Source organism: Saccharothrix lopnurensis, from assembly GCF_042658445.1.
GTDB lineage: Bacteria > Actinomycetota > Actinomycetes > Mycobacteriales > Pseudonocardiaceae > Actinosynnema > Actinosynnema lopnurensis.
In genome coordinates this window covers 1-12,901 of the sequence record NZ_JBHSQO010000033.1, presented here as the reverse complement: position 1 = coordinate 12,901, position 12,901 = coordinate 1, and the positions used below count along the sequence as shown (strand labels likewise).

Sequence of the window (12,901 nt, the reverse complement as noted above, 5' to 3'; positions counted from 1 at the left end):
GCGCCACGTGCACTGGGGGTTGCGCGTCGTTGCCGGTTCGTCACCCGAATTCCCCACTGCTGGGGTGAACCCGCTGGTGGCGGTGTGGGCGCGACCGGGCGCGGGTGCCGTCGCGGGGTGGGGGCGACGGGGCCCCGGGTGGTCCCCCGGCGTGGGCGCCGCCGGGCCGACCCGGGGGCGGGCGGTTCGGTACCTCGCAGTGCGCGCCCCCGGCCTGTTCGGCGGGGTCGCGCCGGAGGAGCACGTCAACGCGGTCTTCGACGGATCGGGCCCGTCCGCTGTGGACGGCCGTCACGGGCGCTACCCGCGCGCGTGGGACTCCTCGTCCTCGTCCTGGTCCTGCCCGCGCTGCCGCACCCGGGAGACCACGAACCACACCACGCCCACCACCGCGAGGCCCAGCACGACCTTCGACACGATCCCCAGGTACTGGTCCACCACGTGGTAGTTGGCGCCCAGGAAGTAGCCCGCGAGGATCAGCGCGGTGTTCCAGATGAGGCTGCCCGCCGCGGTGAGCAGGGTGAACAGCGGCACCGGCATCCGCTCGACGCCGGCCGGGATCGAGATGAGGCTGCGGAACACCGGCACCATCCGGCCGAAGAAGACGGTGCTCTTGCCGTGCCGGTGGAACCACTGCTCGGCCCGGTCCACGTCGGACACCTTCATCAGCGGCATCCGCTCGGCGATGCGGCGCATCCGCTCACGCCCGAGCGCGACGCCCAGGTAGTACAGCAGCAGCGCGCCGATCACGGAGCCCGCGGTGGTCCACAGGATCGCGGCGAACAGGCTCATCTTGCCCTGGCTCGCGGTGAAGCCGGCCAGCGGCAGGAAGACCTCGCTCGGCAGCGGGGGGAACAGGTTCTCCAGCGCGATCGCGAGCCCGGCGCCCGGCGCGCCCAGCTTCTCCATCAGGTCGGTCACCCACGAGACGACATCCATGATCCCAAGTTACGAACGCGCCGGCGTGGTCACCATGAAGTCGTCCTCACACCCGCGCGCGGAAATCCCGGCACGGATTTCGGTGGACGACCGCCGGTGGCGGAACCCCCCCGGTGCGGGAGCACCCTCGGCCACGCGCTCAGGACGACCGCGCTGCGTGCGCGGCCAGCCCCTCGGCGTAGCGGGAGATCACGGCCTGGAGCACCAGGCGGTAGAGCCATCCCGTTCCCCGCACGTCGGCCTCGAACGACGAGTGCCAGTGGATCACCGTCCCGGCGCCGTCCGGCGAGAGGTCGATGAAAGCCCGGTAGTCGTGTACCGCGAGACCGGACAGCAGGACGTAGCCCACCCGCCCGTTCGGCGTCAGTTCGACGACCTCCTCCCGCGTGAGCGCCTTGCGGCCTTTGTTCCTGAATACCCGGATCTCGCCGACTCCACGCGCGTCCCCCGCCCGTTCCCGTTCGTACGACACGACCGGTGACCACTCGGGCCAGGTGGAGCTGTCGGCGGCCAGGCGGAACACCGCTTCGGGTGACGCCGCGCTGCGCACCGTGACCCCTATTTCGTGAACCATGTGGTACATGTACCATTCGGTACATGAGGGGACAAGGGGCCAGGCAGCGGCTGCTGACCGCCGTGGTGGAGCACCTGGCCGCGCACGGCCTGGGCGAGGTCAGCCTGCGCTCGCTCGCGACGGCCGTCGGCACCAGCCACCGGATGCTCATCTACCACTTCGGCTCCAAGGAGGGCCTGCTGGTCGAGGTGGTCCGGGAGGTCGAGGAGAACCAGCGGGCGGTGCTGACCTCGCTGCGGACCGACGAACCGGCCGAGGCGGCGCGGGAGTTCTGGCGGGTGCTCACCGATCCGGCGCTGCGCGCCCACGAACGGCTGTTCTTCGAGCTGTACGGGCAGGCGGCGCAGGGCAGGCGGGGCACGACCGCGCTGCTGGACGGCATCGTCTCGCGGTGGGTCGAGCCCGTGGCCGCCGTGGAGCGCGCCCGGGGGTTCGCCCCGGAGGTGGCCGAGGCCCGCGCCCGGCTCGGCCTGGCGGCCGCGCGCGGCCTGCTGCTGGACCTGGTGGCCACCGACGACCTCGACGGGGTGAACGCGGCGATGGAGCAGTTCATCACCGCGATGCACGGCTGACGGGGGCGGCTGACCGGGCGCTGCCGACCCGGGGCGCTGCCGACGCGAGCCGCCAACGCGGGGCCCGGCCGACCCGGCGGCGCGGCCGACTGGAGCCCGGCCGGCGTGGGCCCGGCCGGCGTGGGCTGGGCCAACCGTGTGCCCTTCCACCGCCCGGCGAACCGCGCGCCGGTCCGCCGACCCGGCCAACTAGGATCGCGTCACGTGAGGCGCATCCCGGTGGTGGTCGTGGCCGGTTTCCTCGGCGCCGGCAAGACCACGCTGCTCAACCACCTCCTCGCCCGCGCCCGGGGCACCAGGGTCGGCGTCGTGGTCAACGACTTCGGCGCGATCGGCATCGACGCGATGAGCGTGGCCGGGCAGGTCGACTCGACGGTGTCCCTGGGCAACGGCTGCCTGTGCTGCGCCATCGACGTCTCCGAGCTCGACGAGATGCTGGCCAGGCTCGAACCGCGGGTGGACGTGATCGTGGTCGAGGCCAGCGGGCTGGCCGAGCCGCAGGCCATGGCCCGGATGGTGCTGGCGAGCGAGAACCCCCGGCTGTCCTACGGCGGCCTGGTGCTGCTGGTCGACGCGGCCGAGTTCCCCGACGACCTCGCCCGGCACCTGCGGGTGGCCGACCTGGTGGTGCTGAACAAGGTCGACCGCGCCGCCGACCCGGCCGCGCTGGAGGCCGAGGTCGACCGGCTCAAACCCGGCGTGCCGGTGGTGCGGGCGGAGTTCGGGCGGGTCGACCCGGAGCTGCTGTTCGACCCGAGACCCCGGGTCAGCCACGGCCAGCTGTCGTTCGAGGACCTCCTGGCCGAGGACGAGGACGCGGCCGACGGGCACGAGCACGACCACGCGCGCTACGAGAGCGTGGCCTTCACCGGCGGCGCCCTGAACCCGGTGCGGTTCACGGCCTTCCTGGACCGCCGGCCCCGGGGCCTGTACCGGATCAAGGGGTTCGTGCTGTTCGACGTGCCCGGCCACCGGCAGCGGTTCTCCCTGCACACCGTGGGCGCGTTCCTGCGGTTCGAGCGCTCGGCGTGGGACGGGCCGCGGCGCACCGAGCTGGTGCTGATCGGCACCGGCCTGGACACCGCCGCGATCCGCGCGGAGCTGGCCGCCTGCGCGGAGGACGACCCGGCCTCGGTGAACCCGCAGTCCATGCTGGAGGTGCTGCGGCACCTGGCCTGAACGGGAGCCTCGGCCTGCGCGGCACCCTGACCTGAACCGCACCTGGCCTGAACGGCCCCCGGCCGGACGCCGGGGGCGCGTTGGTGGGCTCGGAGAGACTCGAACTCTCACTCGCACGGACCTAAACCGTGTGCCTCTGCCAATTGGGCTACGAGCCCGGTCCCGCCCAGCCTATCGCCACCTCGCGGCGGAGCGGTGCCGGCCGGCCGGAAACGCCGGTGCGGCCGGTCCGATCACCGGCGCGCCCGCGCCTGAACTACGGTTGTCGGGAACACCGTGGCGAGGGAGGAAAAGTGGCGCGCGACCCGGACAGCATCCAGCGTGAGATCGAACAGGCCCGCGACGCGCTGGCCGCGACGCTGGACGAGCTGGGGACCAGGGCGAACCCCCAGCGCTTCGTCGACTCGGGCAAGGAGAGCGTGCGCGCGAAGCTCGACGAGCCCAAGGTCAAGTACGCGGTGATCGCGGTGGCCGCGCTCGTCGTGTTCGCCCTGCTGCGCAAGCTGTTCAGGTGACCTGAGTCCTGGCCGGCTGGGACCCCTCGGCGACGAGGGGCACCAGCACCTGCTCCACCACGCGGTCCACGAACGGCCGGTCCAGCGGGTCGCCGGTCAGCATCAGCCGGTAGATGAGGGCCGCGCCGGCGAGTTCGACCGCCATGCCCCGGGGCGCCTCGGGGCGCAGCTCACCGCGCTCGTCGGCGCGCTCCAGGATGCGGCGCAGCACGTCGCGCTGGGCGGTCAGGAACGTCTCGCGGAACGCCACGGCCAGCTCCGGCTCGTGCGGCAGCTCGCCCACCAGGGCCTGCGCCGCCTTGCCGATCGGTCCGGAGAGGAACGCGGCGAACCCGCTCAGGAACTCCCGCAGGTCGCCCGCCAGCGAACCGGTGCGCGGCTCGGGCAGGTTCTGGTGCGCGAGCTGCGTGCACGTGTCGATCACCAGGTCCAGCTTGGACTCCCACCTCCGGTAGATGGTCGCCTTGCCCGCGCGCGCCCGCGCCGCCACGGCGTCCATGGTCAACGCCCGGTAGCCGACCTCGGCCATCACCTCCAGCGCGGCCCGCCGCAACGCGTCGTCCCGGCTGGCGTCCCTGGGTCTGCCCCGTTGTGCCGTGCGAGCTCCGCTGTAAACCGGTGTCGCCATGTCTGCGCTCCCGTCGCCTTTGGGCTGGGCGGTCATCCTAGGCCGGGGCAGGCCGCCTCAGCCCTCGACGACCTGCTCCCGGGTGACGTTCTTCCCCGATTGGTCCGCCGGCGGCGGCGCGAGGCCCGCACGGGTGTGCAGGTACGCCACCGAAAAGGCGAACGCGTCCCCGTCCAGCAGGTGCACCACGGCCGGGTGGGCGCGCCCGCCGGCCAGCTCGGTCACCAGCTGGTCGACCGCGACGCGCGCCGCGATCAGGCCGGGCGCCGTCGCGGCGAGCTCCGCGTCACCGGTGCGCACGGTGATCGCCCAGTCGTCGCCGACGCGCCGGTAGTTCGCGGTGATGTGGGGTGTGGGCATGGCTCGGCCTTCCGTCGGTCGTCCCCCCATATGACCGGCGATCGGAGCCGAACATGCCTTCTGTCCCCCTAACGAGTGAGCGGCGCGCGAGTTGTGCGGTTCTGCGGCGCGTACGGCGCGTGCGGGACCGGTAACGGATAGCGTCCAAAGGCGATAGGCCGTTCGGCCTAGTTCGACCAATTCGGGAGAAGTCATGATCCGACGTTTGGGCGTAGTGGCGTGCTTGGGGCTCGGGCTCCTCGTCACGCCGGGGGTGGCCTCGGCCGGGGGGTGCCTGCACCGCGGCGAGCCGCCGTGCCACGACACGACCGCGCCCGCCACCTCGGTCGTCCTCTCGGGCACCTCGACCGCGGCGGCGTCCACCACCGCGCTCGTCTCCGGCACGTCGGCCACGGCGCCCACGAGCGCGGCGACCCCCGACGTCCCGGCGACCTCGGTCGTGCCGACCACGGCCGCGCCGGCCACCGTCGTGCCGACCACGGCCGCCGTCGCCGCGAGCGCGGTCGCCACCGCCACCCGCTCCTCCGCCGCCGCGCACCCGGTGTCGAACCAGACCCACGCGCTGGCCGACACCGGCCCCTCGACGCTGTGGCCGAGCGTGCTCGGGCTGGGCGCGGTCCTCGCCGGCGCGCTGCTGCTGCTGTTCAGCCGCCGGCGGGCGTGACCCGGTCGGCCATGCCCCGCCACACCACGTCCACCACGTAGTCGGTCGCGCGCGCGGGCCCGATCTCGGGCCGGCGTTCGCACCACAGCGCCAGCCGCTCGGTCGAGCCGACCACGATCTCCGCGAACGCCTCGGCCTCGACCTGGTCGATCCCCGGCACGAGGCCCGTGATGACCGCCCCGATCAGGTCGGTCTGCTGCCGCCGGATGCCCTCGACCTCCTCCACCGCCGAGGGCACGGTGATCGCGGCCTCCTGGCGCAGCAGCGCCCAGGACTGCTCGTGGTCGGCGATGAACTCGAAGAACGCGAGCAGGCCGCGGCGCAGCACCTCCTCCGGGCCCTCCGCGCCCGTGATGGCCCGCTGCGTGCGGTCGAGCAGCTCGGTGCGCGCGCGGTGGATGCAGCCGATGAGCAGGCCCTCCTTGGAGCCGAAGTACTCGTAGAGCATCGGCTTGGACACGCCCACCCGCTCGGCGATCTCGTCCATCGACGCGGCCAGGTAGCCGCGCTCGGCGAAGACGGCCTCGGCGACTTCGAGCATCTGCGCCTTGCGCTGCGCCTTCGGCATGCGGCGACGGCGCGGCTCCGCGGTGGTCACGGATCGAGACTACCGGAGGTAACTTACTTCGAGTAACCTACTGAGGAGTAGTCGCTGGACTGGGAGGACGGGCATGCACCGAGAGGTCAAGGTCCTGGTCGTCGGCACGGGTTTCTCCGGCCTGGGCATGGCGATCGAGCTGAAGCGCACGGGGCAGGACGACTTCGTCGTGCTGGAGAAGGCGGCCGACCTCGGCGGCACGTGGCGGGACAACTCCTACCCCGGCTGCGCGTGCGACGTGCCGTCCCACATGTACTCGTTCTCGTTCGAGCTGAACCCGCGCTGGTCACGCGTGTTCGCCCGACAGCCGGAGATCTGGGCCTACCTCAAGGAGGTCGCGGACAAGTACCGGCTGCGGCCGCACATCCGGTTCAACAGCGAGGTCAGCGGCGCCCGGTGGGACGAGGACGCCAAGCTCTGGCACGTCACCGTCGCCAACGGCGACACCTACACCGCCAGGGCGCTGGTCGCGGGCGTCGGCGCGCTGCACCTCCCGAACGTCCCGGTGCTGCCGGGCATCGAGGAGTTCAAGGGCCGGGCGTTCCACTCGGCGCGGTGGGACCACTCGTACGACCTGCGGGGCAAGAAGGTCGCCGTGGTGGGCACGGGCGCCAGCGCCATCCAGTTCGTGCCGCGCATCGCGGACGACGTGGAGCGGCTGACGCTGTTCCAGCGCACCCCGCCGTGGGTGATGCCGAAGATGGACCGGTCCGTCACGACGTGGGAGCAGCGGCTGTTCCGCGCGCTGCCGTTCACCCAGCGCCTGTACCGGGACTTCGTGTACTGGACGCGGGAGTCGACCGCGCTGGGGTTCGCGGTGCACCCGAAGATCATGGAGTTCGCGCAGAACATCGCCCGGCGGCACATGCGCTCGCAGGTCCGCGACGAGGCCCTGCGGGCCAAGCTGACGCCCGACTACACCATGGGCTGCAAGCGCGTGCTGATCAGCAACGACTACTACCCGACCCTGAACCGGGACGACGTGGACGTGGTGACCGACGGGATCGCCGAGGTGCGGGAGCACTCGATCGTCGACCGGGCGGGCGTGGAGCACGAGGTCGACGTGATCATCTACGGCACCGGCTTCCACGTGGTCGACTCGTTCGACTACCTGGACATCTCGGGCAAGGGCGGGGTGGACCTGGCCAAGCAGTGGCGGGAGAAGGGCATCGAGACCTACTACGGCATCACGGTCTCGGGCTTCCCCAACCTGTTCTTCCTGCTGGGCCCGAACACCGGCCTGGGGCACAACTCGGTGGTGTTCATGATCGAGTCGCAGATCCGCTACGTGCGCCAGTGCCTGGAGCTGCTCGACCGCCACCACGCCGACGAGCTGGACGTGCGCCCGGAGGTGCAGGCCCGCTTCAACCGGGACCTCCACCGCAGGCTCACCAGGGGCGTGTGGACCGAGGGCGGCTGCCGGAGCTGGTACCTGGACGCCCAGGGCGTCAACCGCACCGTCTGGCCCGGCTTCACCTGGCGCTACTGGATGCGCACCCGCACCCTGACCCCCTCCGACTACACCCTGACCAGGTCGAGCAAATCCCCCCTACCCACCCCCTGACCCCCGCGCGAGTCGTACGTCCAGACCCGTCGTGTCGTACGCTCAGGACCCCCGAATTCAGCGTTCAGAACCCTGGCCGACTACCGGTGTGGGGTCCTGAACGTGCAACTCGGGGGTCCTGGACGTACGACTCGCGAGGTCTGGACGTACGACTCGCGGGGGGTTTAGGTGGGGACGCCGGCGGCTTTGGCTCGTTCGGTGCGCAGGCGGGTCACGTCGGGCAGGTCGAGGGGGGACGGGCGGGTGCCCGTGGCCCACTCGATCAGCAGGTCGGCGATCTGCGGGTTGCGCGGCAGGACCGGGCCGTGCAGGTAGGTGCACAGGATGCGGCCCTGGACCGCGCCCTCCACCGAGCCGTCGTTGCCCGTGCCCACCTTCACGTGCGCCAGCGGCTGCGCCGACGGGCCGAGCACGGTGCGGCCCTGGTGGTTCTCGAACCCGGTGAGGATGCCCTCGAACAGGCCGTTCGCCGGCGTGGCGACGACCTCGCCGATGGCCCGGCTGCCGCCCGCGTGCGAGGTCGAGTCGATCAGGCCCAACCCGGCGTGCGTCACCTGGTCGGCCCGGGTGAACGACTCGCCGAAGATCTGGATGCCCGCGCACACCCCGAGGATCACCGCGCCGCGCGCGGCCGCCCGCTGCATCCCCGGGTGCTCCCGCAGGTGCCGCACGGCCAGCGTCTGCGCCGTGTCCTCGCCCCCGCCGACGACGTAGATGTCGCACGAGTCCGGCACCGGCTCGCCGAAGTTCACCGTGACGATCTCGGCCGGGATGCCGCGCCACGTCATCCGCTTCTCCAGCACCACCGCGTTGCCGAAGTCGCCGTAGGTGCCCAGCAGGTCCGGCAGGACCAGGGCGACGGAAACCTTGTTGGTGGTCACTGGGCGGCCCTCGCGTTCAGGTCGCGGAAAGCGGTGTAGTTGGCGATCACCTCGACCGCCCCCGGCGGCATGGCGTCGATCGCCTTCAGCGGGTCGGGCACGATCGTGTGCTCCACCTCGGCGTAGGTCAGCCGGACGGCCAGGTCGGTGGCCCGCTCGCCGGAGGCGATGACCTGCCGCCCGCGCAGCTTCTCGAACGGCACGTCCCACAGCCACGACAGGTCGCGCCCGTCGGCCTCGTGCGCGTTGATCGCCAGCACGGCGGGGTGGTCGGCCTCGCGCACCACGGTCAGCGTCTCGCTCCACCCGGCCGGGTTCTTCGACAGCAGCAGCCGCGCCTGGTGCCCGGACCGCTGGATCGTCCGGTACCGGCCGGCCACGTTGGACACCGCGCGCAACCGCCGCACGGCCTCCTCCACCGGCACGCCGAGCGCGTGCGCCGCGGCCGCCGCCATCACCGCGTTGGCCTGGTTGAACTTGCCGGGCAGGCGCAGCGACAGCTCGACCTTCGCGCCGTTCGGCGCCACCAGGAACCCGTCACCGGTCACCCAGTGCGGCCGCGGCCGCGCCAGGTCGCACCCGGTGCACGCCCAGTGCTCGCCCTGCCAGCGGATCGGGTCGCCGCACCTCGGGCACGAGGCCGCGTCGTTGTGCCACCCCGTGCCGGTGGCCACCCACACCACCGACTTCGCGTCACGCGCCGCGGAGGTCACCATGATGTCGTCGCAGTTGGCCACCACGACGCCGGGCACGCCGGTCAGCGCGGTGCGCAGCGACCTCTCGATGGTGCGGACCTCGCCGACCCGGTCGAGCTGGTCGCGGGAGAGGTTCAGCAGCACCGCCACGTCCGGCCCGGCGGCCCCCGCGACCTCGGGGAAGTACCCCTCGTCGACCTCCAGCACCGCGTACGGCGCGTCGGGCTGCTTGGACAGCGCGGTGACGTGCCCGTCGGGCATGTTGGCGCCGCCGTGGTTGGTGGCCACCTCGCCCAGGGCCGACACGGCGCGGCTGAGCATCATCGTGCTGGTGGTCTTGCCGTTGGTGCCGGTCACCAGCGCCACCGTGCGGCCCTGGGTCAGGTTCGCCAGCGCCTGCGGGTCGAGCCGCAGCGCGACCCGGCCGCCGATCATGCCGCCGGCCCCGAGGCCCATCTTCTGCGACAGCTTCGAGCTCATGTTGCCCAGTCGCACGGCGGCCGCGGTGCGCAGCGGCAAGCGGGCTGGGTCTGCACCTGGAGTGTTCGGCAAGCGAATTCCTGCATCGGTGTGGGGGAGGGGGAGTTCCCCCGATGCTACCGGTGGCCGTGGTTGCCCAGCTCCCGCAGGGTCCTGATCAGCTCCACCGTGCTGAGCTGGCACAACTGGGCCATGTACTCCAGCGCCGGCAGGTCGAGGTGGACCTCGGTCGACTGGCCGGGCACGAGCTGCGCGAGCCTGCCCTGCGCCCAGCGCCGCAGCGGCAGCAGCTGCGGCCTGCCGTCGATGACGACCGAGGCCAGGTTGACCGGCAGGTGCCCGGCGGGCGCGTCGCCGAAGACCCGCTCGTGCACGCGGGCGAGCACCTGGTGCGCCGGCACGCCCAGCGCGGAGCAGATCTCCACCAGCCGGACCACCGAGCACTGGCGGGTGCCCAGCTCGTAGGTGGCCAGCGTTTGCAGCGAGATGTCGCTCTGCAGCCTGCGGTTGAGCTCCTTGCGGGTCCAACCGCGCTGCTTGCGAAGGCTGCGGAGCTCATCACCGAGCACGCGCTGGTACGCCGCTGTGTCGATCTGCACCGTCAAGTCCTCCATGTCCGCCCCGGGTCCCGACGAACCCCACGCAGATGGAAGGCATTACCTGCCGGTTGCTTACGCAGCTTATGCCGTTTGTCGCCCGATCGGGCTAACCCAGGCGTACCGAGAGTAGCGTTTAAAGCCGCAAAGCGCTGGTCACACCCATCTCCGGTGGACCGAGGAACGTGGGGTCGGGTCTGGTGACGAGGCCGTCCCACATCGCCTTGCCCGCCGCGAACACCTCGCGGAAGTGCCCGTAGGCCGTCGTGACCGCCCACCCGCGCGAGGTGTCGTGCCCCACACCGCGCGCCTCCAGGCCCGCCGCCCGGCACAGCGCCACCGCCCGCGGCAGGTGGAACGACTGGGTCACCACGATCAACTCGGACACGCCGAACACCCGCTTGGCGCGCGTGCACGAGTCCCACGTGTCGAAGCCCGCGTAGTCGGCCACGACCACCTGCCCGGGAACGCCCCGCGCGACCAGGTAGTCCCGCATCGCGCCGGGCTCGTCGTAGTCGGTGGTGCCGTTGTCGCCGCTGACCAGCAGCACCTCCACCCTGCCGGTCCGGTACAGCTCGGCGGCCACGTCCAGCCGGCCGGCCAGGAACGAGGTGGGCGCGCCCGACCTGGTCAGACCCGCGCCGAGCACCAGCGCGACCGGCGCGCCGGGCACGTCCGCGGCGGTGTGCCGGTGCGGCGCGCTGCTGATCCGCACCCACGCCCACGGCGTGGTCGCCAGCGCGGTGAGCAGCACGAACGCGGCCAGCACGCGTCGCCACGTCAGCGCGCGGGCGAACCGGGCCGCCCCGGCGCGCAGCCGCCTGCCGAAGTCCTCCATGAACCGTCCCCCGAGGTCGTGACGCAGCGGTCAGGTGGTGCGGTGGCCAGGGTGGTGGCGGTGGCCAGGGTGGCGCGGTGGCCGGGTGGTGCGGTGGTCAGTTGATGCAGCGCACCCCGTCCGCGGTGATGGGCTGCTCGGTCGTCGTCTCCGTCGTGGTGGGCTGCCGCCGCGCGCCGTCCAGGCCGACCAGCGGCCCGCCCGCGAGGTTCCGCACGCCCGGCCCGGAGTAGTCGCTGCCCACCAGCACGCGGGCGCGCCCGGCCGGGATGGTCTCGTCCGCCTCGACGTCGATGCCGCCCAGCGCCTCGGCCACGGCCTCCGCCCCCGCCTCGCCGCCCTCGCCGTACCGGACCACGGAGACCTCCGCGGCCGGGGAGTTGCCCGTGCCGCCGTCCACGTAGCCCTCGGCCACCAGCGACTGGAGCACGCGCGCGGCCAGCCCGCCCACGCCCGAGGCGTTGTAGACCTCCACCACCACCGTGGCCGGGTCGACCTCGGTCGTGGTCTCGGCGGGCGCGCCCGGGTCGGCGCCGAGGCCCTTGAAGAACCTCGCCACCTCGCGCTCCTCCACCTCGACGGCGAGGCCGTCCTCGGGCGTCTCCAGCGTCAGCGTCCCGGTCGGGATGGTCTCGAACCGGAGGTTGCCGCCGGTCATGTTCCTCATCTGGTTGGCGAACCCCAGCACGTCCCAGCCCTCGTCCAGCACGATGGACTTGGTCAGCGCGTCGATCAGGTCGCCGAGCTTGCCGGGGTCGGACAGCGTGCCGGCGGACAGCACCTGCTTGGCCAGGCCCGCCATGAACACCTGCTGGCGCACGATCCGGTCGAGGTCGCCGCGCACCAGGCCGTGCCGCTGCCGGACGAACGCCAGCGCGTCGCGGCCCTGGATCCGCTGCTGCCCCGCCTGGAAGTCCGCGCCGGAGAACTCGTCCTGGGTCGCCTGGTTCAGGCACACCTCGACGCCGCCGACGGCCTTGGTGATCTCGTAGAAGCCGACCAGGTTGACCTCGGCGTAGTGGTCCACGGTGACGCCGGTGAGGTCCTCGACGGTGCCGATCAGGGTCTTGGCCCCGTACTGGCGGGAGCCCGTCTCCAGCTGGGCGGGGTCGCTGACGCCCTCCTGCCGGAGCTCCTCCAGGCCCTCGGTCTTGCCGTAGCCGTAGGCCGAGTTGATCTTGTGCCGCCCGTAGCCGCCCGCGATCTTCACGTAGGAGTCGCGGGGGAACGACACCGCGACCGCCTTGCTGCCGTCGTTCGGCACGTGCATGAGGATGATCGTGTCGGTGTTCAGGCCGCCCGCCGTCTCGTCGCCGGCCTGGAGCTCGTTCAGGATCTCCCGGGGCAGCGGGTTGCCCTTGGCGTCGGTGCGGCTGTCCATGCCGACCATGAGGATGTCGATCGAGCCGTCGGCGGGCTGCTCGCCGCCGCCCGCGTCGCTGATCACGTCCGTGGTGGACAGGTTGTTGGCCAGCTGCTGGTAGTTGGCCCAGCCGTAGCCGGTGCCCAGCAGCACCACGGTGGAGAAGAACGCGAGGACCGTGCGGCCGGCGACCGACCCGGCCCCCAGCCGCTCCGGGGGGCGTCGGCGCGGGGGGCCGGTGCGCACGGGGGCGGGCCTCGGGCGCTCCTCGGGCTCGACGGCGGCGGCGGCCCTGGCGCGGCGGATGTCCTCGGCGCGGGCCTTGGGCGCGGGGACCCCGCCGGACCTGGCCACGACGCGGCCCGCGTTGGCCGGCGCCGGGACCCGCCGGGGCTGGGGCGGCGCCGCGTCGGCGCGGGCGGCGCGGGCGTCGGTGGTGCTGGCCGTGCGCTTCG

Annotated in this window: 15 protein-coding genes and 1 tRNA gene; 5 read left to right on the top strand and 11 right to left on the bottom strand. The window is 72.6% G+C overall.

Annotated elements, in window-relative coordinates; all coding sequences use genetic code 11:
• Positions 1–300: 300 nt before the first annotated feature.
• Both ACFP3R_RS25990 and ACFP3R_RS25985 read right to left on the bottom strand, forming a co-directional pair.
• Positions 301–939 carry a DedA family protein gene (locus ACFP3R_RS25990; RefSeq protein WP_380639261.1) on the bottom strand — a complete coding sequence of 213 codons (639 nt, stop codon included), beginning with the start codon at positions 937–939 and terminating at the stop codon, positions 301–303.
• A 139-nt stretch (positions 940–1,078) separates the two neighbouring features.
• Entirely contained in the window at positions 1,079–1,513 is a 435-nt protein-coding gene (locus tag ACFP3R_RS25985) for an SRPBCC family protein (protein WP_380639259.1), read from the bottom strand.
• Positions 1,514–1,536: 23 nt separating this feature from the next.
• Here ACFP3R_RS25985 and ACFP3R_RS25980 point away from each other — a divergent pair, with 23 nt between their 5' ends.
• Complete coding sequence (locus ACFP3R_RS25980) at positions 1,537–2,085, top strand: TetR/AcrR family transcriptional regulator (protein ID WP_380639257.1); 549 nt, start codon at positions 1,537–1,539, stop codon at positions 2,083–2,085.
• Positions 2,086–2,289: 204 nt separating this feature from the next.
• Entirely contained in the window at positions 2,290–3,264 is a 975-nt protein-coding gene (locus ACFP3R_RS25975) for a CobW family GTP-binding protein (RefSeq protein ID WP_380639255.1), read from the top strand.
• Between the two features lie 81 nt (positions 3,265–3,345).
• On the opposite strand, the gene ACFP3R_RS25970 is transcribed toward ACFP3R_RS25975, so the two are convergent.
• Positions 3,346–3,422: transfer RNA gene (locus ACFP3R_RS25970), tRNA-Leu, on the bottom strand.
• Between the two features lie 135 nt (positions 3,423–3,557).
• Here ACFP3R_RS25970 and ACFP3R_RS25965 point away from each other — a divergent pair.
• Complete coding sequence (locus tag ACFP3R_RS25965) at positions 3,558–3,779, top strand: DUF3618 domain-containing protein (protein ID WP_380639253.1); 222 nt, start codon at positions 3,558–3,560, stop codon at positions 3,777–3,779.
• Here ACFP3R_RS25965 and ACFP3R_RS25960 read toward each other — a convergent pair.
• Together ACFP3R_RS25960 and ACFP3R_RS25955 are read right to left on the bottom strand one after the other, a co-directional pair.
• Positions 3,772–4,407 (bottom strand): TetR/AcrR family transcriptional regulator, encoded by a 636-nt coding sequence (locus ACFP3R_RS25960; RefSeq protein ID WP_380639251.1) that lies wholly within the window; start codon positions 4,405–4,407, stop codon positions 3,772–3,774. The genes ACFP3R_RS25965 and ACFP3R_RS25960 overlap by 8 nt on opposite strands.
• 57 nt (positions 4,408–4,464) lie before the next feature.
• On the bottom strand, positions 4,465–4,767 hold the full coding sequence (locus tag ACFP3R_RS25955; protein ID WP_380639249.1) for a hypothetical protein: 303 nt from the start codon (positions 4,765–4,767) through the stop codon (positions 4,465–4,467).
• A gap of 193 nt (positions 4,768–4,960) precedes the next feature.
• On the opposite strand from ACFP3R_RS25955, the gene ACFP3R_RS25950 reads away from it, so the two are divergent.
• Positions 4,961–5,431 (top strand): LPXTG cell wall anchor domain-containing protein, encoded by a 471-nt coding sequence (locus tag ACFP3R_RS25950; RefSeq protein ID WP_380639247.1) that lies wholly within the window; start codon positions 4,961–4,963, stop codon positions 5,429–5,431.
• On the opposite strand, the gene ACFP3R_RS25945 is transcribed toward ACFP3R_RS25950, so the two are convergent.
• Positions 5,412–6,029 (bottom strand): TetR/AcrR family transcriptional regulator, encoded by a 618-nt coding sequence (locus tag ACFP3R_RS25945; protein WP_380639245.1) that lies wholly within the window; start codon positions 6,027–6,029, stop codon positions 5,412–5,414. The genes ACFP3R_RS25950 and ACFP3R_RS25945 overlap by 20 nt on opposite strands.
• A 73-nt stretch (positions 6,030–6,102) precedes the next feature.
• On the opposite strand from ACFP3R_RS25945, the gene ACFP3R_RS25940 reads away from it, so the two are divergent.
• Positions 6,103–7,593 (top strand): flavin-containing monooxygenase, encoded by a 1,491-nt coding sequence (locus ACFP3R_RS25940; protein ID WP_380639243.1) that lies wholly within the window; start codon positions 6,103–6,105, stop codon positions 7,591–7,593.
• A gap of 164 nt (positions 7,594–7,757) precedes the next feature.
• On the opposite strand, the gene ACFP3R_RS25935 is transcribed toward ACFP3R_RS25940, so the two are convergent.
• The 5 genes from ACFP3R_RS25935 to ACFP3R_RS25915 form a co-directional block, all read right to left on the bottom strand.
• The gene (locus ACFP3R_RS25935) at positions 7,758–8,474 is read right to left on the bottom strand and encodes a type 1 glutamine amidotransferase (RefSeq protein ID WP_380639241.1); all 717 of its coding nucleotides are present in this window, start codon (positions 8,472–8,474) and stop codon (positions 7,758–7,760) included.
• On the bottom strand, positions 8,471–9,688 hold the full coding sequence (locus ACFP3R_RS25930) for a Mur ligase family protein (protein WP_380639239.1): 1,218 nt from the start codon (positions 9,686–9,688) through the stop codon (positions 8,471–8,473). The genes ACFP3R_RS25935 and ACFP3R_RS25930 overlap by 4 nt, the downstream gene beginning before the upstream one ends.
• A 77-nt stretch (positions 9,689–9,765) precedes the next feature.
• The gene (locus ACFP3R_RS25925) at positions 9,766–10,248 is read right to left on the bottom strand and encodes a helix-turn-helix domain-containing protein (protein WP_380639237.1); all 483 of its coding nucleotides are present in this window, start codon (positions 10,246–10,248) and stop codon (positions 9,766–9,768) included.
• Positions 10,249–10,381: 133 nt separating this feature from the next.
• The gene (locus tag ACFP3R_RS25920; RefSeq protein ID WP_380639235.1) at positions 10,382–11,083 is read right to left on the bottom strand and encodes a SanA/YdcF family protein; all 702 of its coding nucleotides are present in this window, start codon (positions 11,081–11,083) and stop codon (positions 10,382–10,384) included.
• Positions 11,084–11,180: 97 nt separating this feature from the next.
• Positions 11,181–12,901: LCP family protein (locus ACFP3R_RS25915; RefSeq protein WP_380639233.1), on the bottom strand; the 1,721-nt coding region annotated here is incomplete at its 5' end.